The organism is Nocardia pseudobrasiliensis NBRC 108224 (assembly GCF_001613105.1).
Classification (GTDB): Bacteria; Actinomycetota; Actinomycetes; order Mycobacteriales; family Mycobacteriaceae; genus Nocardia; species Nocardia pseudobrasiliensis.
The window spans coordinates 1-20780 of the sequence record NZ_BDBS01000069.1; the positions used below are offsets into that span (position 1 = coordinate 1).

The 20780-nt window shown below is 67.3% G+C and carries 18 protein-coding genes; 3 read left to right on the forward strand and 15 right to left on the reverse strand.

Going from position 1 to position 20780, the window contains the following annotated elements; genetic code table 11:
* The 10 genes from NP4_RS42230 to glf all read right to left on the reverse strand — a co-directional run.
* Positions 1 to 256, reverse strand: a 256-nt coding sequence (locus NP4_RS42230; RefSeq protein WP_218024002.1) for a hypothetical protein, incomplete at its 3' end; no start/stop codon positions are given.
* A 112-nt stretch (positions 257 to 368) separates the two neighbouring features.
* Complete coding sequence (locus NP4_RS37275; RefSeq protein ID WP_068008563.1) at positions 369 to 1379, reverse strand: alpha/beta hydrolase; 1011 nt, start codon at positions 1377 to 1379, stop codon at positions 369 to 371.
* A gap of 291 nt (positions 1380 to 1670) precedes the next feature.
* Positions 1671 to 2741, reverse strand: coding sequence for an alpha/beta hydrolase (locus tag NP4_RS37280; RefSeq protein WP_068008567.1), 1071 nt, complete (start codon positions 2739 to 2741; stop codon positions 1671 to 1673).
* A 118-nt stretch (positions 2742 to 2859) separates the two neighbouring features.
* The gene (locus NP4_RS37285) at positions 2860 to 3930 is read right to left on the reverse strand and encodes an alpha/beta hydrolase (protein ID WP_068008570.1); all 1071 of its coding nucleotides are present in this window, start codon (positions 3928 to 3930) and stop codon (positions 2860 to 2862) included.
* 162 nt (positions 3931 to 4092) lie between these two features.
* Positions 4093 to 5160: an alpha/beta hydrolase gene (locus tag NP4_RS37290; RefSeq protein ID WP_245998622.1), complete on the reverse strand. Its 1068-nt coding sequence runs from the start codon at positions 5158 to 5160 to the stop codon at positions 4093 to 4095.
* Between the two features lie 173 nt (positions 5161 to 5333).
* Complete coding sequence (locus NP4_RS37295; protein WP_245998620.1) at positions 5334 to 7280, reverse strand: arabinofuranosyltransferase AftB family protein; 1947 nt, start codon at positions 7278 to 7280, stop codon at positions 5334 to 5336.
* A gap of 4 nt (positions 7281 to 7284) precedes the next feature.
* The gene (locus NP4_RS37300; protein WP_068008575.1) at positions 7285 to 8232 is read right to left on the reverse strand and encodes a decaprenyl-phosphate phosphoribosyltransferase; all 948 of its coding nucleotides are present in this window, start codon (positions 8230 to 8232) and stop codon (positions 7285 to 7287) included.
* A gap of 1 nt (position 8233) precedes the next feature.
* On the reverse strand, positions 8234 to 8833 hold the full coding sequence (locus NP4_RS37305) for a phosphatase PAP2 family protein (protein WP_082876562.1): 600 nt from the start codon (positions 8831 to 8833) through the stop codon (positions 8234 to 8236).
* Positions 8830 to 10866 (reverse strand): glycosyltransferase, encoded by a 2037-nt coding sequence (locus tag NP4_RS37310; protein WP_068008578.1) that lies wholly within the window; start codon positions 10864 to 10866, stop codon positions 8830 to 8832. The genes NP4_RS37305 and NP4_RS37310 overlap by 4 nt, the downstream gene beginning before the upstream one ends.
* A gap of 2 nt (positions 10867 to 10868) precedes the next feature.
* Positions 10869 to 12071, reverse strand: coding sequence for a UDP-galactopyranose mutase (gene glf, locus NP4_RS37315; RefSeq protein ID WP_068008581.1), 1203 nt, complete (start codon positions 12069 to 12071; stop codon positions 10869 to 10871).
* A 186-nt stretch (positions 12072 to 12257) separates the two neighbouring features.
* Between glf and NP4_RS37320 the strand changes: the two genes are divergently transcribed.
* Positions 12258 to 13484, forward strand: a complete 1227-nt coding sequence (locus NP4_RS37320) for a hypothetical protein (RefSeq protein ID WP_068008586.1) — start codon at positions 12258 to 12260, stop codon at positions 13482 to 13484.
* 1 nt (position 13485) lies between these two features.
* Here the strand turns inward: NP4_RS37320 and NP4_RS37325 are convergent, their stop codons facing one another.
* The 3 genes from NP4_RS37325 to NP4_RS37335 form a co-directional block, all read right to left on the reverse strand.
* Positions 13486 to 13977 carry a hypothetical protein gene (locus NP4_RS37325; RefSeq protein ID WP_068008588.1) on the reverse strand — a complete coding sequence of 164 codons (492 nt, stop codon included), beginning with the start codon at positions 13975 to 13977 and terminating at the stop codon, positions 13486 to 13488.
* Between the two features lie 106 nt (positions 13978 to 14083).
* Positions 14084 to 14740 carry an NAD(P)-dependent oxidoreductase gene (locus NP4_RS37330; RefSeq protein ID WP_068008592.1) on the reverse strand — a complete coding sequence of 219 codons (657 nt, stop codon included), beginning with the start codon at positions 14738 to 14740 and terminating at the stop codon, positions 14084 to 14086.
* Positions 14741 to 14771: 31 nt separating this feature from the next.
* A complete protein-coding gene (locus NP4_RS37335; protein WP_068008596.1) occupies positions 14772 to 15734 on the reverse strand; it encodes an EamA family transporter in 963 nt (320 codons plus the stop codon).
* Positions 15735 to 15840: 106 nt separating this feature from the next.
* On the opposite strand from NP4_RS37335, the gene NP4_RS37340 reads away from it, so the two are divergent.
* Entirely contained in the window at positions 15841 to 16341 is a 501-nt protein-coding gene (locus NP4_RS37340) for a MarR family winged helix-turn-helix transcriptional regulator (protein ID WP_068008599.1), read from the forward strand.
* Between the two features lie 3 nt (positions 16342 to 16344).
* Here NP4_RS37340 and NP4_RS37345 read toward each other — a convergent pair whose 3' ends face one another.
* Positions 16345 to 17319, reverse strand: a complete 975-nt coding sequence (locus tag NP4_RS37345; RefSeq protein ID WP_068008603.1) for a SpoIID/LytB domain-containing protein — start codon at positions 17317 to 17319, stop codon at positions 16345 to 16347.
* Between the two features lie 348 nt (positions 17320 to 17667).
* On the opposite strand from NP4_RS37345, the gene NP4_RS37355 reads away from it, so the two are divergent.
* On the forward strand, positions 17668 to 19920 hold the full coding sequence (locus NP4_RS37355; RefSeq protein WP_281277690.1) for an N-acetylmuramoyl-L-alanine amidase: 2253 nt from the start codon (positions 17668 to 17670) through the stop codon (positions 19918 to 19920).
* Positions 19921 to 19923: 3 nt separating this feature from the next.
* Here NP4_RS37355 and NP4_RS37360 read toward each other — a convergent pair whose 3' ends face one another.
* Positions 19924 to 20763, reverse strand: coding sequence for an HAD family hydrolase (locus NP4_RS37360; RefSeq protein WP_068008615.1), 840 nt, complete (start codon positions 20761 to 20763; stop codon positions 19924 to 19926).
* Positions 20764 to 20780: the final 17 nt, after the last annotated feature.

Consider the following 20780-nt stretch of genomic DNA (forward strand, 5'->3'; position numbering starts at 1 on the left):
CTTGTGCGGGCGCCGGAGCGGGCTGAACCGAGGCCGGTGGGCCCGCGGCCGGGGCAGGTGTCGGAGCGGCCTGCGCGGGCTGTCCGGGGGCCGGGGCGGGCTGCGCGGCAGCGGGTGGCGCGGGCTCGGCCGCGGCGGGTGTGGAAAGTCCTGCGGTGAGCGGCAATACGATCGCCGCCGCCAGTACCGCCAGCCGCCCACGAGCTATCCGAGCGCGGCGCGCGCTCCCCCATCTCTCGCTTCCCTCACCAGCCACAGGTGATTTGTACCGCGCGACGGGCCGTTGCCGGGGTAGGACGCGCGGGGAGGCGGGGATAACGAAAGGCACCGCCCCTGCGGGACGGTGCCTTTCGTGCGGATATGTCCTACTAGCCCGCGTTCAACGCGGCCAGGATGCCCGGGCGGGCCTTGCCGAGCTCATCGATCCAGTAGTTCCAGCTGTGCGTTCCCTGCACGGGGAAGTCGTAGTTGGCCGGAATGTTCAGCGAGGCCAGCCGCGACTGGAACGACTTGCTGCTGATGAACGAGATCGCCTCGATACCCATGGCGTTGGCGGTGTTGAAAACGCCGACCGCGGAGTTCGGGTGGTCGTACTGACCGGGCACGCCGGTGGCCGAGGAGATGAACATCGGCAGCCCACGAAGCTGCGGCGCGAACACCATCGGATCCGAGCGCAGCCACTGCGGGCTCCACGGCGCTGCCATGGCGTCGACGTTGTAGTGACCGGCGTCGAGCATCATGACCCGGATCGCCTCGCGCATACCCGGAGCGTTCCAGTTCAGCGGGCCCGAGAACGACGCCGCGTACTTGAACTGATCGCGGTGGAACGCCGCCAGCCGCAGCGCGGCGGGACCGCTCATCGACAGACCGGCCACCGCGTAGTTGTTGCGCGCCACACCGTAATTGGTGAGGAAGTCGGGGAGCTCCTTGGTCAGGAAGGTCTCCCACTTGTAGGTGAACTTCTGACCGTTGAGGTTGCTCGGCTGCATCCAGTCGGCGTACCAGCTGGACTGACCACCCACCGGCATGACCAGGGTGACGTCGTCGTTGGCCCACTGCGCGGGCGCGTTGACGTCCTTGGTCCAGGCGTTGTAGTCGTCGCGGGCGCGCAGGCCGTCGAGTAGCAGCAGCGCGGCGTTACCGCCGTGCGCGGCCCACTGCACCTGAACCTTGACCGGGCCCATGGACGACGGAACCATCAACTCTTCGAAGCCGCCGGCCGGGGTGCGATGCACCGGGGCGCTGACCGGAGCGGCCAGCGCGACCGTCGGGGCGGCCACCCCCGCCGCGAGCGGAAATGCGAGAGCCGCGGCGCTCAGCGCGAGAAGACGTGAGCGCCAGCCGAGCTTCTCCGGCGCGGCGGACCTGCCGAAACGCATTGATACTGCTCTCTTTCTGCTGCTGTAAGTCTGCTGTTGTAGCTGTACCGCGCGTCGGCGTCCACCGGCACGGCACGATCAGCGCCCACCTCGGATCCCGACCTCCGATGTGAGCGATGGCGCGTCTACGAACTGGTCACACTTGCGCTCGCTGGACGATATGCGACAGCTCAATCGTTAGCAAGACGGGATGATACCCGTGACCGAAATCCGCCCGTGCACCTTTCGTAATCGTGCGGTGACCCTATCGCGTTCGCTCGGTGATGTCGCCCGAACGTGAAATCTCTTGCGCTAGCCGAGATTCGCACTCAGATCCGGAAGCATCTTGTAGACCTGATCGATCCAGTAACGCCAGAAGTGAACGCCGATCGGCGTGTAATCGAACACCGCGTTACCGCCGCCGAGACTGTCCCAACGAGCCTGGAATGTCCGGGTATTGGTGAATGCTATGGATTCCAGTACCGCCGCATTGGTCAGGTGGTAGGCGTCGACCGCACTGCGCAGTGGATCGCGCGGGCCCGGAATGCCGTTGCCGGAGGAGATCCACAGCCGCGTGCCGTGGTCGTGCAGCAACTGCGCCGAGTTGGTCGGATCGTTGCGCTGCCAGCGCGAATCCCAGGGCGGACCCCACATGGCGTCGATGTTGAAGCCGCCCGCGTCCACGAGCGCCGCGCGCAGGGCCTCGGGCATCCCCGGCCCGCTCGGATTCAGATATCCGGAATAGGATGCGGCATAACGGAATTGATCCGGATGATAGGCGGCCAGTGTGAGCGCGGCACCGCCGCCCATCGACAATCCGAATATGCCGTTGCCGGTCGGGGAGAACCCGAGCCGGTCGCGCAGCGCATTGCGCAGGTCCCGGGTCAGGTAGGTCTCCCATTCGTAGCGATAGCTCTTACCCGGCCCGCCCGACAACGCCTGGGTGCCACCGGATCCGGATACCGGGGCCCCGACCGGCGGCAGCGTCAGGAACGAACTCGGCGCGTTCCAATCCGAATAGAAGCTGGACTGCCCGCCGATCGGCATCACGACGTTGATGCCGGCCTGGGTCAGCGCCCGCTCGACATCGGTATCGATCTCCCAGCCGGACAGATCGTTTCGGGCCCGCAGCCCGTCCAGCGCGTAGACCACGCGGCGGGTGTTGCCGTCGGCGGCGCGAAAAATCCGGTTCTTCATCGGTCCCATACCCGAATCGACCCAGAAATCGAATCCGGCCGGATCATAGGCCGCGACGGCCGGACCCGTCGCGCCCACGATGAGCCCCAATGGCATCGAAATAGCCAGGGCCAGACCGGCGAACGCTCGGCGCAGTCGCCGGGCGCCGGTTACAGCAACTTTTCCGCACACCACTCGGGGATGCATTCGATCCGACCTTTCGCCCGCGCAATCACCATTGACCGTTCGGTATTTTCGACTCTCTTCTATATGCGGACAGGTCGAAACGGGCGCGTGCGAAAACGCGCCCTACACCGAATCGTGATCAACCGATATTGGCGGACATATCCGGAATCATCCGATATGCCTCGTTCTGCCAGTTGAACCAGTCGTGCACACCGACATCCGGGAACGAGTAGACCGCGTTCTGCGCGCCCAGGGTGAGCATGCGAACCTGGAACGCGCGAGTGTTGGCCAGCGCCAATGCCTCCAGCGGCGTACCGCGCACGATGTGGTCTGCGGCGGCCAGCGGCGGCAGGGCCAGATCCTCCGGTGAGGGCACGCCACTGCCCGCGGCGATCCACAGCCGGGTGTTGTTGGCGATCAAACGCGGTGCGAATACGAATGGATCCATCCGCAACCAGGACGGTCCCCACGGCGGCGCCATCGAATCCACGTTGTAGCCACCGGCATCGATCATCGCCACCCGGATGGCCTCGCGCATACCGGGTGCGGAGATATTGAGATAGCCGGAGAACGAACCGGCGAAGCTGAACTGATCGGGGTGATAGGCCGCCAGCGTCAACGCCGCGCTACCTCCCATGGACAGACCGAACACGCCGTTGCGATCGGCCCGGAATCCGAGTCTGTCGCGCAACGCGTTCCGCAGTTGCACGGTCAGGAAGGTCTCCCAGTCGTAGCGGTAGCTCTTGCCCGGACCGCCCAGGAACGTCTCGGTCGCACCGGATCCGGTGGCCGAACCGAATCCGGGCGAACCGATGCCGAAGAACGAACTCGGCGCGTTCCAGTCGTAATAGAAACTGGACTGGCCGCCGATCGGCATGACCGCGTTGATATTCCAGGAGGCCAGCACCTCGGCCACATTGGTCTCGTGCTCCCAGCCGCTGATGTCCTGCGTGGCGCGCATACCGTCGAGCACGTAGGCGACGCGATCGGTATTGCCGTCGGCGGCGCGCAGGACACGGGTCTTGATCGGCCCCATCACCGGGGAGTCGACCCAGAAGTCGAAGGCGGCGGGATTGAACGCGGCCCCGGCCGGGGCCGCGCCCAGACCTCCGATCGCGATCGGCAGCATCACCATCGCCGCGATCGCGAGCACCGATCGCCGCAGCCACCTCGCCCCTGGGGAGCCGGCCTCACTTCGCGCATATCGCATCGCTGTCGACCTTTCGCCCAGCGACCGGCACGCACACCTCGCACCGCACGATCCGGCCGCTCGATCCGGAACCAAGCTGTAGTTCGCTGAACTGGAGTATTACGGATGTCCGGTTGGTTCGCGGGCAGGCGAGCGGAATAAAACCGAAAAGTGATCTTGGAATCAGCCGATATTGGCGGACAGATCAGGAAGCATGCGGTAGACCTCGCTCTCCCAGTAGCGCCAGTTGTGCACGCCGACGTTGGGGAAGTCGTAGGTCACATTGCCCGCGCCCAGGGTGGCCATGCGGACCTGGAAGGCCCGGGTGTTGGCCAGGGCCAGTGCCTCGAGACCCATCGCGTTGAGGGTATTGAAGTTCGGGCCGTCCACCGGGCCGGGCAGGCCGCTACCGGCGGAGATCCACAGGCGGGTGTTGTTGTTCTTCAGCCGCGGCGCGAATACGAACGGATCCATCCGCAACCAATTGGGGCCCCACGGCGGCGCCATCGAGTCGATGTTGTAGCCACCGGCGTCGATCATCGCGATGCGCAGCGCCTCGCGCATACCGGGCGCGGAGACGTTCAGATAGCCGGAGTAGGAACCGGCGTAGCTGAACTGGTCCGGGTGGTAGGCCGCCAGCGTCAGCGCCGCGCTGCCGCCCATGGACAGGCCGAATACACCGTTGCGGTTGGCGTTGAAACCCAGCCGGTCGCGCAGCGCGTTGCGCAGATCGCGGGTCAGGAAGGTTTCCCAGTCGTAGCGGTAGCTCTTACCCGGACCCGCGGCCAGCACCTGGGTGGCGCCCGAACCGGAGGCCGAACCCGAGGACGATCCGGTGATCGGCGGCAAACCGAGGAACGAACTCGGCGCGTTCCAGTCGGCGTAGAAGCTGGACTGCCCGCCGATCGGCATCACGACATTGATATTGGCCTGGGTGAGCGCGCCGGCCACATTGGTCTCGTGCTCCCAACCGCTGATGTCCTGGGTGGCGCGCATACCGTCGAGCGCGTACACGACCCGGCTGGTGTTGCCGTCCGCGGCGCGGAAGATCCGCGACTTGATCGGTCCCATGGTCGGAGAGTCGACCCAGAAGTCGATGCCCGAGGGGTCGAACGCGGCCGCCGCGGTGCCCGCCTCGGCCACCGACGCTCCGAAGGGCACCAGCATCGCCAGCGCCAATCCGAGCACCGACCGCCTCATCCAGCCGGCCCGACGTTTGGTCTGCGCCCCGAGCACAGTTGCGCCTCGCATATTCTGTTCGGCCTTTCCCTTGTGCGGCCGGGGTGGCCGCGTACCGCTGTTGATCGCCCCCGCGCATGCCGAGATGCGCCCCCGACGGACGTACTCATGGGAGCTTATCGCGTCGGCTCCAGCGCGACGTTACCGAATCGAGACAAAGTGGCGAAGGCCTCGAGAGCACATCACTAATTCGGAGCCGTCGGGGCGGTCGGATCGACCAGCTTGCAGCGCTGGATCTCGTACTTGGGCACCCGATCGATGCGGTACTTGGCGAAGTGCAGCGATTGAATCAGATTGTGCCGGAATCGCTCCCAGGTCAGCGGCGCGCGTGAGCTCGCGAGCAGGTCCTGGGTGGCGGGACAGCTCAGTGCGGTACGGGCCTGGGTGACCCATTTCTCGTCCAGGAACCACGGCATCCAGGGGTGGCGATCGACCATGCCGGTATCGACGAGCACCCAGTCCGGATAGAGGTTCTTGTCGTGGCCGATGCGGCCGTCCTCGAGCCGGTCGGTATGCGCGGCCAACGGATATGCCAAGCCCTCTTGATCGATGACCCGGACGTTCAGCGGCACGTTCATGCTGGTCATTCCCAGATTCAGGAAGTAGACCGTATGGCCGGAGCCGCCCGGCGGAATGGGCAGCGGCGGCGGGGCGACGTACCACATCATGAACGACGGCGAGGTGATCAGCAGACCGCCGTCCGGGGTGCCCGCGATATCGCGAACCATGGCCCGCATGCGCGGATAGTCCAGATAGTCCTCGGCCAGGATCGGATGCGAATGACCGCTGTTGAGGACGTAGTACACGCGCTCGTCGACGATGCCGGTATCGCTGATTCCCGCGCCCGCGTTGGTCGTGGTGGTATTGGCGGCGAACAGGGACCAGCCCAGGGCCACCAGCCAGGCCACCACCGGAATCGCGACCAGCAGCAGCGAGCGCGGTGTCCGGTTCGCCCTGGCGGGCAGGCGAATCGGCAGCACCGAGACCGGCAGCATCAGGATGAACAGCTGCGGCAACAGCATTCGGCCGTGCATGAAGTCGCCACCGACGCGCAGATTGAACGCCACCAGCAACACGCCCGCGAAGATCATCAGCGTCACGACCGCGCGGGGTGAACGCAACCGTCGCCATTTCGCCACGGGGGCGGCCTCGTCGGCGGTCTCGTCGGCGGCCTCGGAACGCCGCGCGCGCAGGATCAGCACCGTGGCCACTACGAGCAGCAGCAGCGGCAGCCACAGGTAGTACGGGCCGACCAGATCCCACAGATAGGTGAAGCCCTGCTTCCACTTCGCACCGCCCGCCTCCTTGGCGACCGCGGTGTTCGGATAGGGCAGGCCGTAGTAGCCCATCCGCCAGATCTGATAGCCGACCGGCACCAGACCGCCGACCAGCACCAGCAGGGCCCGGGTCACGAACGGCCGCAGGCGGGTCCGCGGCATCGGCGCGAAGAACACCAGCAGCAGCGCCAATCCGCCGAGGATGGTCATCTCCGGCCGGATCACCCAGCACAGCCCGGCCCAGAACGTCACCCCGAAAAGGGTGGTGAGCCGGACCTTTTCGGCCTGACTCCAGCGCATCAGCAGCCACCACAGCACGCCCAGCCAGAAGATGACCAGGCAGTTCTCCAGTCCGGAGGTGGCGTAGTCGCGGGCCGGGGGCACCGCGATGTACACCAGCGCGCCCGCGGGCAGCAGCAGCTGTCCGGCGGCGCCGCCCCACAGTCGCGCCGCGCCGAGCATGGCGAACACGATCGCGAGTAGCGACAGCGTCAGGGCCACGGCCAGCACCACATACTCCAGCCGAGCCTGGGTGAGCCAGCTGAAGAACCAGACGACGTAGGTCCACGCGGCGCTGGTGTTGGTCTCCACCCGCTCGCCCGCGTTGAACACCGGTCCGTTGCCGGCCAAAAGATTACGCACCGTGCGCAATACGATCAGGCCGTCGTCGGCGATCCAGCGCCGTTGCCAGGCGCCGACGCCGAACAGGACCACGGTGAGTGTCACCCCACCGACGAAGGTGGCGCGGGACAGCAGCGAGACACGCCGCGCGGCTAGGGCCTGGCGCAGCGCTGCGCCGACCGGTAGGGCCGTCGTGGGCGTGTCCTCGTTCTGCTTGTCTCCCGCTACCACCATCTCGTCAGGTGAGATAGACAGCGACACCTACCGCTCCGATCCACGCTATGGCCAGGAACTGCAGGATGCGGTCTCCCAGCGCGATCTCTTCGGGTTCACCGGCCTCGCCGCCATCGACGTCGACCGCGTAGCGCAGGATCGCGACCGTGAAGGGAATCATCGAGATCGCGAACCACTGGTTGTTCTTGTGATCGTTTTCGAACGCCCACAACCCGTAGAACACGACCACCGCGGTGGCCGACAGGGTCCAGATGAAACGCAGATAGGTTGGTGTGTAGTACTGCAGCGACTTGCGGATCTTGGCGCCGGTGTCGAGCGCGATCTTGAGCTCGGCGTAACGCTTGCCCGCGGCCATGAACAGCGAGCCGAAGGCCATGATCAGCAGGAACCACTGCGACAGATGGATATTGGCCGCCGCGCCGCCCGCGACCGCGCGCAGCAGGAAGCCCGACGACACGATGCAGATATCGAGTACGGCCTGATGCTTGAGCCCGAAACAGTAGGCCAGCTGGATCACGATGTAGACGGCCATCACCGCCGCCAGCTGCCAGGCCGCCGCGAACGAGAGCAGAATCGAGGCGCCCAGCAGCACCACCGACAGCGCGTACGCCAGATTCACCGGCACCACGCCGGCCGCGATCGGACGGAAGCGCTTGGTCGGATGGGCCCGGTCCGCCTCGACGTCCAGGGCGTCGTTGACCAGGTAGATCCCCGAGGCCGCCATGCAGAACACCACGAAGGCGATGGCGATGTGCCAGTCCCGCGTGAAATCGGCGATGGCGTAGGTGTCGGTGCCGGGAATCTTGCCCGCGGCCAGCGGCGCGGCCAGCACCAGGACGTTCTTGACCCACTGACGCGGCCGCACGGCCTTGACGAGGCCGCCGACCAGAGTCTTGGGCGGACCCTTGATGACAGCCTCGTCCAAATCGACGCTGGTCGGTTCTTCACTCATATCAGCGAGGGTTCTTTCCTGTGCGGTCACTGGTGAATCTCTTTTCGACGGCTAGCACTGCGGCTGCGGACGCGGCGCCCAGCGCGGAACCGGCGAGCACGTCGGAAGGGTAGTGCACCCCGAGGACGACCCGGGACAGCAGCATCGGAGGTACGAGTACCGCAGGCAAGGGTAGCCCGGTGAGCCGTCCGAGCAACACCGCAGCCGCCGTAGTGGAGGTGGCATGCGAGGACGGGAAGCTCAGCTTGCTGGGGGTCGACACGTTGACCTGCACCGACGGATCGTTCGGGCGGGGCCGCCGGACAACGCGTTTGATGATCACCGAGGCCGCGTGCGCGCCGAAGGCGCCGACCGCGACGCCGGCCCACTCGCGGCGGCGCGGCTTGTCGAGCAGGGCGCCGACCGCGCCGATGCCCATCCAGCCCAGCGCGTGCTCACCGAAATGCGACATGCCGCGAGCGGCCTTGATCACCTGCGGGTTTCGCCCGATCGTGCCCTGAACCGCATTGATGATCTTGACCTCGGCGGGTGCGGGCGACGCGGGATCGGGCACCACGCGCAGATGCGGCGAATCGGCCGATTCCGGTGCGGTGGCGGTCATTTCCCCTCGCTTCCGATGCCGAAGGCATTCTCCCAGGCGGCCGTGCTGGTCAAGTACGGATGTGCGGCACGATACTGCGCGCGGATTTCGCCGAACCGGGCGGCCAGCTCTTTGCGCAACCGCATGGCCTCTTTGAACAGTGCGAGCGCCTGGCGCGGATCGCGTTTGCGGTACACCACGCCGCGGCCGTCGGCCGTCGTCACCGTGACGCCGTCGACCTGCGAGAGCAGGAACCACCGGGCGTCGAGGGTCGGCACATTGAGCTGCGGGCGCTCATGATGTTCGGGCTTGGCCGGCCGCACACTGTGCACCAGACCCTTACCCAGGCGCACGATCTTCGCGATCGGATTGGCCGGTTCGCCGACCGCGCCGACATCCGCGCCGCTGGCGAACGGCAGCTCCGTCGAGGACGGCAGGACCACCGCGTCGGGGAAGTCCTTGCGCATCTTCGCGACCGAACCCAGTGCGGTCGGCAGCAGCTGGAACAGCCGGTCCGGACCCGCCAGGAAATCGCGGATCGCCTGGTTCTGGATGGCGACCGTCGAATACTCCAGGCACAGTAGATGTTTCAGGGTCGCCTTGATGGTGTTGACGACCATCGGCCGCCCGTCGCCCGGCAGGTGCAGCGCCGCGACCACCAGGCGGTTGCGCAGGTGGAAGTAGGCCTGCCAGTCGATGGCGTCGTCCTTGTCGCTCCAGGCCATATGCCATACCGCCGCGCCCGGCAGGGTGACGGTCGGATAGCCCGCCTGCTTGGCGCGCAGCCCGTATTCGACGTCGTCCCACTTCAGGAACAGCGGCAGCGGCTGACCGATCTCCTCGGCGACCGAGCGCGGGATGACGCACGTCCACCAGCCGTTGAAATCGACGTCGATGCGCCGGTGCAGCAGTTTGGAGTTGTCGCGGTCGCGCAGCGGATACTTCGAGAAGTCGTGGTCGTATTCGACATTCGGCGCGGCGGTCCACATCCAGATGCCGCGGTCGACGACCTCGCCCATGGTGTGCAGATGCGAGCGCTCCTGCAGATTCAGCATCTGCCCGCCGACCAGCGTGGGCGTGCGGGCGAAGCGGGCGAAGGCCAGCGCGCGCAGGATGCAGTCCGGCTCGATCTCGATATCGTCGTCCATGTAGACGATGTACTGCGCGTCGGTGGTCTTCAGCGCCTCGTACATGACCCGGCTGTAACCGCCGGAACCGCCGAGATTGGGCTGATCGTGCATCGCCAGCCGGTCGCCGAGCACCGCGGCCGCCTCGTCGAAGCCCGGCTCGTCGCGCACCTTGCGGTTGCCCTGATCCGGAATGATCACGGCCTTGACCTTCTCCAGCACCAGCGGGTCCGAGCCCAGGGCCGCAAGGGTTTTCACGCAGTCGGTGGGGCGGTTGAAGGTCGGCATGCCGACCGCGATGCTGCCCTCACCCGGAGCCTCGACCGGCGCGTACCAGCCGCCGCTGCGCAGTTCGACATGTGAGTCGGTGGTGATGTCGAACCAGATCCAGCCGCCGTCCTCGAAGGGGGCGAGGTCGACCTCGAATTCGACCGTGACGTCGGCGAAGGAGCCTGCGAGTCCGTCCCCCTTGTTCCCGGCGAGCCCACCCTCCTTGTCCTTGTTCCCGGCGAGCCCACCCTCCTTGTCCTTGTTCCCGGCATGCTTTTCGCCGGGATTCACCACCACGTCGGTACTGAACTCACTGCCCTGCACATGAATTCGCGAACCGTCGGCCTTGGACCGATACACGTCCACCCGCCCGTGGCCGGACAGTTCCAGCCGCAGCACAACGGATTTCAGAATCGACCAGCGCCGCCAGTAGGAGGCGGGCACGGCGTTGAAGTAGGTGCAGAACGACACCTCCGACTCCGCGCCGATCGACAGCGAGGTCCGCGAGGTGGCGTGGGCGCGACGGGCATTCGTCGCGGACTCCTCCAGATAAAGGGTGCGCACATCCAGCGGTTCACCCGGTCGGGGCAGGATGATCCGCTGCAGTAGCGATTTCGCGCGGGTTTCGGTCGTGGTCTGTTCCAATGTCGCCTGCATCGTCACTCGTTGTCGTCCGAATCCACCAGCGGCGCACCGGATTCCAGGTGCGGGCGCAGCACATTGTCGAAGGTGCTCAGCGCGCTGCCGATGGCCATGTGCATGTCGAGGTATTTGTAGGTGCCCAGTCGGCCACCGAAAAGCACCCTGGCCGAGGCGGTTTCGGCCTTGGCCCGCTCGCGGTAGGCGAGCAGTTTGGCACGGTCCTCGGGGGTGTTGATCGGGTAGTACGGCTCGTCGCCGGTCTGGGCGAAGCGCGAGTATTCGCGCTGGATGACCGTCTTGTCGGCCGGGTAGTCGCGCTCGGGGTGGAAGTGGCGCGGCTCGATGATGCGGGTGTAGGGCACATCCGCGTCGTTGTAGTTCATCACCGAGGTGCCCTGGAAGTCACCGGTCGGCAGCACCTCGGTCTCGAAATCGATGGTGCGCCAGCCCAATTCACCCTCGGCGTAGTCGAAGTAGCGATCCAGCGGGCCGGTGTAGACCACGGGGGCGTCCGGATTCTGCGCGCGCAGTTCCTCGCGCACCTCGAACCAGTCGGTGTTCACCCGAACCTCGATGAGCTCGGATTCGGCCATCTTCGACAGCCACGCGGTGTAGCCGTTGCGGGGCAGACCCTCGTAGGTGTCGTTGAAGTAGCGATTGTCGAAGGTGTAGCGGACCGGCAGGCGGGTGATGACGCCCGACGGGAGCTCCTTCGGATCGGTCTGCCACTGCTTGGCGGTGTAGTCGCGGATGAACGCCTCGTAGAGTGGGCGGCCCACCAGCGAGACGGCCTTCTCCTCGAGGTTGGCCGCATCCTTGGTCTCGATCTCCGCGGACTGCTCGGCAATGAGCTTGCGGGCCTCGTCCGGGGTGAAGTAGCGGCCGAAGAACTGCGAGATCAGACCCAGGCCCATCGGGAACTGGTAGGCCTGCCCCTTGTGCATGGCGAACACGCGGTGCTGGTAGCCGGTGAACTCGGTGAACTCGTTCACATAGTCCCAAACCCGCTTGTTGGAGGTGTGGAACAGGTGTGCACCGTATTTGTGCACCTCGATACCGGTTTCCGGATCCGCCTCCGAATAAGCGTTGCCACCCAGGTGGTGGCGGCGTTCGATCACCAGCACCCGCTTGCCGAGCAGGGTGGCGGTGCGTTCGGCGATGGTCAGCCCGAAGAAGCCGGAGCCGACGACGATGAGATCGAAGGGGGATGCGACGGTCACGGGAGCCCAGCGTATCGGAAGTCGCGCGGTGGTCCCGGTCGAGTGTGACAGTCCGTGAACGTGGGTGGGGTTTTCGCGCAATGTTCACCGAAACGGGCCCGCACCCGTCATCGAGCCGGTATTACATACGGCACCTGAATTGAACGTACGTCCAGTTCAATGCCGCCAGAACCGGAAGAACTTCAGATGCGGATCTCCCGTTCCCTGCGCCCGCTGCTCGGCGCATTCGTCCTGACCACCGCCCTGGGCGCGGGACTGCTGACCCCCTCGCCCGCCCGCGCCGACCAGCCCGCATCCCTCGCCGCCGCACCCGTGGCCGATGCCGCCGGACTCTGCGGCGCACAGGCCCCGACCTTCGACGACATCGTCACCTCGGCCGCCACCGCCCTGCGCGGTGTGGTCCCGGCCGCGCAGGTGGCCGACTTCGATCGACGGGTCGAGGACTTCCGGCACGACATCGCGACCCTGCGCGTCCACCGGGACGGACTGCCCGTCGATCCGGCCACCCTCGGTGGGCGACCCGAACAGCTCGACGATCCGATCGTGACCTATCTGGTCAACGGGCTGGACGCCGTGCGGACCGGCCGCCTCGATCAGACGGTGTCGGTATCGCGACTGACCGTGAACGATGTGATCGAGGTGTTCATCCTCGCCACCCGGATCGTGAAGATTCCGGCGCAGTTGGCCGCGAGCCTGGTGCCGACCGCCGGATTCTTCCTCAAATTCATCGTCGGCGGGGTGTTCAGCGGGGTGAAATGGCTGGCCCGCAAGGTGCAGGACCAGTTGCGAGCGACCTGTCCGGGCCCGAATGCGTATGGCGCGCTGGATCTCGACCCGTCCGACTTCCCGAGCGAACATGTCGCGGTGCCCGCGCCTATCGCCGATCTGGCCCGCCAGCTGGTGCTGGCCGACGGGCACTGCACGCCGATCGCGGATCTGACGACCGGCGCCCTGGTCGAACGCACCCGCGATTTCCTCGCGCACACCGATCTGCCGATCGATCGAAATGCCCTGAACGCCACCGCGACCGGAGTCCAGGACTTCCTGCACGGCAACCGAATCGCCAAGCTCGCGCTGCTACGCAAGACCGATGAACTCGGCCCGATCGTGGACTACATCGACTACGGCCCGATCACCTTCCTGGCGAATCTGGGCTTCGACATCTACGAGGGCAAGGCGCTGGACACCGTCGCCCTGTCCGATATCACCGTCGAGAACGCCTACGACCTCACCACTTTGGTGCTGGATGTGACCAGTCTGCTGCTGACCGCCGCCAATCTGGTCGCCGGATGGACCGGCGTCTCGTCCACCGTGCTCACCCCGCTCGGCATGGCCGAGACGTTGGCCTTCGCCCCCGCGACCTACGGCGCGCCGATCCTGCGCGGGGTGATGCAGTCGATGTGTGCGGTGTAGCTCAGTAGTACGGCTGCGGTGGCCGCCGCCCGGCGGCCACCCAGCGACCGGTGGAGCCGAGTATCGCGAAGCACAGCACCAGGGCCTGCACGGCGACGAAGACGCTCAGCACCGCGGCCATCGAGGGCAGATCCGAGGTGTGCACGCCCCAGCGAACGCTGCCGTAGATCATCCAGCCCGACATGTAGAGCATCGCGAACAGCGGCGTGCCGATCAGCAGGGCACGGCCGGCCCTACGCCGGGCGAACAGCAGGATCGCGCCGATGAACAACAGGATCGCGGCCGGACCCGCGCCCAGCCCCATCGACAACGCTATGCCCGCGTCGTCGGAGCCGACCGCGCTCTCGCGCCGCTCCTCGGAGTAGGCGATGGCCGCCCCGCCCGTGACGAGCGCGAGAAAGATCCCGTCGAGCAGGGCCAGCAATCCCGCCGTAATCGCGGTTCCGGCACCGGGTTTCGGCTCCGGTCCGCCGTAGTCGTACGGATATGCCATGGCGGACCTCATCAGTAGTTGGGCTGTACCCGCCCCGGCGGTAATCCGTCCCCTCACACGCTCGGGCGCGAACTCTACCGCCCGGACGCCGATCTGTCGTCGGATCTCAATAGCCGACCGTGAAGCGAGTGCGGTGGTATTTCGGATGTTCGGCCTCATCGAGCAGGGCGACCGCGAAATCCTCCAGCGAGATGAATGACGCACCGGTGTCGGTGGTCACCAATTCGTTTGTGCCCGTTCGGTATTCGCCGGTTCGCTCGCCGGGTTCGAGTTCGGCGGGCGGGCTGAGATAGGCCCAGTCCACCGGGCCGCCGTCGGGCTCGGCGGCCGCGGCCTGGAACAGTTGCAGCTGGGCGTGGCAGGCCAGGGCGATGGGGAGCAGATGCGGTGGGAAGTCGGGCATTTCGATCAGGCAGCGGCCGTCGGCGCCCGGTACGGTCAGATGTCCGGCGCCACCCACTACCAGCAGGCGCACTCCGGTTCGGGTCAGGCCGGTCAGCAATCCCGCTGCGACATCGGCCAATTCGTATTCCCGGCCCAGCGACGGGCGGGTGGCGCTGATGACCAGATCCTGGCCCGCGCTGAGTTCGGCGACCTGATCCGGGTCGGTGGCATCGCCCGCCCGCAGTTCGACCGCCACGGGAAGCCCGCGCAGTCGGTGTGGATCGCGCGAGACCGCGGTGACGTGATGGCCGCGGGCGACGGCCTCGGCCACGACTCGCCCGCCGACCGCACCGGATGCTCCGAAGACGGTGATACGCATGGTTATTCGTTCTCCTTGTCGAGGGCTGGCTTCAGGCGACCTGGTCCACCGAGGCGGACGGCGCCGGTTGGGTCACCGAGACATTGCGCACGGCAGGCTTTTTCGAATCGTCGGGCTTACGCGCCGCGCCGGTCTGCGCGAGCAGCGTGCCCGCCAGGGCGATGACGATGCCGAGGATCTGCAGCGGCGACAGCGCTTGGCCGAGCCAGGCCCAGCCGATGACCGCCGCACCGAGCGGGCTCAGCAGGCCCAAGAAGGCGATCGAGGTCGCGGGCATCCGGGACAGGCCGCGGAACCAGAGCACATAGGCCGCGGCGGTGCCGATCAGGCCGAGGTAGAGGTAGCCGCCAATGGCCGGGACATCCATTGCCGGCGGCGCGCCCTCGACGAGCAGGGCCAGCGGCAGCAGCATCAGCCCGCCCGCGGTGAGCTGCCAGCCGGTGAAGGCGACCGGGCCGACGCCCTCGGGTCGTCCCCATTTACCGGTGAGCACGGCCCCGGCGGCCTGGGACGCCGCGCCGACCAGACCGGCAGCCACACCGATGACGTCGAGTGTCGCGTTCGCGCGCAGCACCACCAGCGCCACACCCGAGATCCCGATGATCGCGGCGATCACCTTGCGGCTGGTCGGCCGCTCGCGCAGCAGCATGGCCGCGAAGCCGAGGGCGAACATCGGTGTCGCCGCGCCGAGTACGGCCGCGACGCCGCCGGGTAGCCGGTAGGCGGCCAGGAAGAGCAGCGCGAACCACACGCCGATATTCAGCACGCCGAGCAGTCCGGCGCGCCAGATCCAGCGACCGTGCGGCAGTCGCCGGGTCGCGGCGATCAGCAGCAGTCCGACCGGCAGCGCCCGCATCAGCGCGGTGAACATCGGCCGCTCGGACGGCAGGAATTCGGAGGTCACGGCATAGGTCGTGCCCCAGACCAGGGGTGCGAGCCCGGTGAGAGCGAGGGTGCCGACACGCGAGGAGGTCGCGGCGGGGATGGTTGTCATGTCGGTCTCTCCTGATTCATAATCTCAACATTGAGATAAGACAGCACGATTCATCTTCATGTCAAGTATCTTCATATTGAGATTTTAGACATCGAGAGGACAGCGGATGAGTGACGCCGTGGATCAGGTGGTGGCCGCGTGGGCGAAAGTGGATCCGGATCTGGACGTTTGGCCGACCCACGTGATCGGCCGGCTCAAGCGCCTGGCCCGCCTGCTCGAGCGGCAGATGAAGGAGTTCTTCGCGCCGCACGGGCTGGAGTACTGGGAGTTCGACGTACTCAGCACGCTGCGGCGCTCCGGCGGTCCGCACGGGCTGACCGCGGGCGCGCTGATCAAGGCCACGATGGTCACCTCGGGCGCGATCACCAACCGCATCGATCGGATGGCGGCCAAGGGTCTGGTCCAACGCGAGGCCGATCCCGCGGATCGCCGCACGATCCGCATTCGGCTGACCGATCGGGGCCGCGCGCTCATCGACGAGATCATGCCGCTGCACGTCGCCAACCAGGCCCGGGTGCTGGGCGGAATGAACCGTCCCGATCTCGACCAGCTGATCGTGCTGCTGCGCGAACTGTCGGAATCGCTGGGCGATACCGAGTTGGACTGAGCCCTAGCGGGCGGGGCCCACCGCGGGTCCGACGTCGAGGGTTCGGATATCGACGGGCTGACCGCCGCCGGGTGCGGCCGAATATTCGGTGCGCAGAATGCGTCCGTCGCGCAACAGGACCTGTCCGGCCGTCGCGTGCACGGCCGCGGTGGCGCGCGGATCCTCCTTCTCGGTGCCCGGATACTGCTGGCAGTCGGTCGTATCGCAGGTCTGGGCATAGGGATAGCGATGTTCGGCCAGGGCGTAGGAGCGGGCGGCGACGGCCTGTGCGCGCAGCGCCTCGACTCCGCCGCGATCGGCCCAGTTGGCCTGCATCTCGGCCGGGACGACGCCCAGCAGATAGTCCTCGACATCGACCTCGTCGACCGTGCGTGGCTCGCCGTTCTCGAGTGTCACCCCGAGCGCGCCGCGGAAGGTCGCGCCGTCGCAGACCTTCAGATGTTCGGCCGCCGGACGGTCCGAGCCCGGATCGATCGGATAGGCCCAGGGATCGTCGGTCGAACCCTCCCAGACCTTTTCGCCGTCGCAGCCCAGCGTCACCGTGACGTGTGCGCCGCCGTCCGGAGTCGGGGTCAGATGCGCGGCCTGACCGGCGACCACGCGTCGCCCGGCGACCGCGAGGCCGCTGTCGGAGTACACGTCGAGGGTCTGATTGTCGTATACGGTCAGCCGGACGCGGACCGGGGTGGGCGCGATGGTGGCCTCGGTCGCGCCCGGATAGTAGGCCAGGAGAATGCTCTGCGCCGAAGCGCCCGCGGCCGCTCGTTCCAGCGCGCCGAACTGGCTCATACCCCGGCCGTGACCGGTGGCCGACAGCGGCCGATAGGCGGCCTCGACCGGGCGGATCAGCGGATAGGCCAGGGTGACGACGATGGTGCCGCCGGTCAGCGCGATCGCGATCCCCGCGATCGCTATTCGTCCGCGCCGTCGCCGACGCCGGCGTAGGTCACCCTCCCGTGCTGCGGTCGTACCTGCCATGCGGACTCCCCAGGGATGGCGGGGCGGCATGTCCTCCCCGCGTAGCGGCTACCGGAAAGTTACATTTCAGCTATCGCGACTCTCAGTCTCGAGTGAAGCTTTAGTCTTGTGACATTTGTGACTATTGTGACTATTGATCCGTCAGGAATCAACCCGCATCGCTGCTGACGGTCGCCGGCTCTAACCGAATGGGAGACGATCGTGCCGTACCGCAGACCGCAACGCTCGTATCTACTACCGGTGGTCACGACCCTCGCGGTCGCGGCGCCCCTGGCGACAATCCTGCTCCGGGATTCGCCGGAATACCGGCCGGCGACCGACAGCAACTTAGCCGCGATTCCGGCGCAAATGGCCGAGGTGGCCCTGGCCTCCGCCCCCGACGTAATCCTGCCGCTGCGCGAACTGACCGGCCTGGACCTACCCGACCTGCACCTGTCGGACCTGCGCAAAATCCCCCTGCCCCGGGCCATCCCGATCCCCGCGGGCCTACCCAACCCCCTCGGCGGCGAACTCCCGACCGAGATCCCCCTCCCCCAACTGAACAGCCCCCAATCGGGTTCGACGCCAATGGGTTCCACCCCCGCGGGCTCAGCACCGGCGGGCTCCCCCACAACACCCGCGGCTCCGGCACCCGCGAACCCCGCACCGGCGGGTTCGGCGATGGGACCCGCACCCGCAGGTTCCGGACCCGCGAACCCCGCACCCGCGGCTCCGGACCCCGTGAACTCCACTCCGGCAGGTTCGGCGATGGGACCCGCACCCGCAGGTTCCGCGCCCGCGAACCCCGCACCCGCGGCTCCGGACCCCGTGAACTCCACTCCGGCAGGTTCGGCGATGGGACCCGCACCCGCAGGTTCCGCGCCCGCGAACCCCGCACCCGCGGCTCCGGCCCCCGTGAACTCCACTCCGGCGGGCTCGGCCACAACGGGATCCGCGCCCACGGGCGTGGCGATCGCGAGCCCCGCGCCCAATGCCCCGTCTTTCATTGCGGCACAGAGTGATTCCGGCGATCCGGCCCAGATCCCGGGGGCCGATCCCAATACGCCCGCGCTCACGCCGGGCGCGGTCTCCTCCGATCTGACCGACAAGCTCGGGGCCGAGGTCAAGGAGTTGAGCCGGGATACGCCGTTCAGCATGGTCGCGCTCACCTCGAAGGATCTGGCCGGGACCAAATCGCTGGTGCGGGCGCGTAAGGACGATGGCGGGTGGGGGCCCTGGTACACCACCGATCGGGTGGAGAGCTCGCGCGATGATCACGTCCGAGACGAGAAGACCGGCACCGAACCGATTTTCGTGGGGAGGACCAAGGCCGTTCAGGTGCTGGTGACGCACAAGGCCGCCGCGGCGGTCCCGCACACCGACGATCCGGCTCAGCTCGCGGCGGCGGGACTGTCCGCGGTGCTGATCGATCCCGGCCGCGGCGTGGCCGATCGGAATCTGGCCGATGTGGCCCAGGCGCTGCCGGGTAACGGGCCCCAATTCATCAGCCGGGCGCAGTGGGGCGCGGATGAATCCCTGCGCGACAACTGTCCCGAACAGCAGCCGACCTACGACGACGGCCTCGGCGGAATCACCGTGCACCACACCGCCGGTCGCAACGACTACACCCGGGAGGAGTCCGCGGGCATCGTGCGGGCGATCTACTCCTATCACGCGAAGACGTTGGGCTGGTGCGATATCGGCTACAACGCCCTGGTCGACAAGTACGGCCAGATCTTCGAGGGCCGCTTCGGCGGGATGGACAAGCCGGTGCAGGGCGCGCACGCGGGCGGATTCAACGAGAACACCTCCGGCGTGGCGATCATGGGCGACTTCCAGACCGAGCCGCCCACCGATGCGGCCGTGGAGGCCGCCGGACAGCTGATCGGCTGGCGGGCCAGGATGGCCGGGCTGGATCCCAAGGGCCACACCACGATGTATTCCGAGGGCACCGACTTCACCCCGTATCCGGAAGGCGCCGCGGTGCAACTGCCGATCGTCTTCGCCCATCGCGACGTGGGCAGCACCACCTGCCCCGGCGACGCCGCGTACGCGCTGATGGATCGCATCCGCGATATCGCCGCCGGGGCGGCGGGCGCACCCGCGCGCACCGATGTGCGAACCAATGCGGGTGCGAACGAGTCGAAGACGATGCCCTCCCCCGCGCCCGGGACCCGGCAGTCCCAGCGCAGTCAGCCCGATCTCGCCGCGCTGGCCACCCTCACCACCCGGATCCTGAATCTGCTGGATCAGAACACGATCGCGAAATACTATGCGGCACAGGGCGGTCCGAACGGCCACCTGGGCGCGGCCGCATCCGAGCCGATCGCGACCCGCGACGGCGGCCAGTACGTGAAATTCGTCAATGGCTACGTCTACTCCGCACCGGACGGCACCATCACCGAGGTGGTCGGCCGCGTCCTCGACCGATTCCTCCAATTGGGCGCGGAGAGCGGCATTCTGGGCCTGCCCGCGAAGAACGCCTATCCGGTGCCCGACGGCATGCGGGCGGACTTCCAGTACGGCTCGCTGATCCTCAACACGGCGACGGGCCTGATCACGACGCTGCTGAAGTCCTACAGCGATACCCGCGGCGCGGCCACCATTCCCGCGCCGCGATAGCGCTCAGCCCCACCAGCGTTCGAGGACCTGGGCCACGCCGTCGGCGGAGTTGGAGGCGGTGATCTCGTCGGCGGCGGCCCGCGCCTCGGCGTGGGCGTTGGCCATCGCCACGCCGTGCCCGGCCATGCGCAGCATCGGAACGTCGTTGGGCATATCGCCGAAGGCCACGATCGCGGTGTCCTGCACGCCGAGGCGTTCGGCGACCACCGCCAGGCCCGCGGCCTTGGTGATACCGGGCGCGGACAGTTCGATCAGCCCGTTATTGGTCGAATAGGTGATGTCGGCCCGGCCGCGCAACTGCGGTTCCAGCGCCGCGCGCATATCGGCGCTGCTGGCCCCGCGTAACCGGATCAGCATTTTGATCGCGGGCGCCGCGAAGACCTCACCCCGCGCCACCTGCGTGTCGTCGGGATTGAGCCAGGCGTGCTCGTACTCCGGCGAACTCACGAACTGCGGTGTGGCCGCATCGTGCGCACTCGCGCCGACCCGCTCGGCGGCCAGCCCACAACCGGGCAGGATCCGCTCGGCCAGATCCGCGATCCAGGCCAGGCTCTCCGCGTCCAGGGTGGTGCTGTGCAGGATGCGATCGGCGGCGCTGTCGTAGATGACCGCACCGTTGCCGCACACGCTCAGCGGCGCGTGTCCCAGCCCCTCGACCACGGGCGCGATCCACCGCGGCGGCCGCCCGGTGGCCAGGACGAAGGGCACCCCGTCGGCGACCAGCGCGGCCACGGCGGCCCGGGTGCGCGGCGTCACCCGCTCCTGCTCGTCGATCAGCGTGCCGTCGACGTCGGTGGCCACCATCTTCGGTTTGGACAGGTGCAGACGAGTCACCCATTCCATCCTGCCGGAAACGCTGC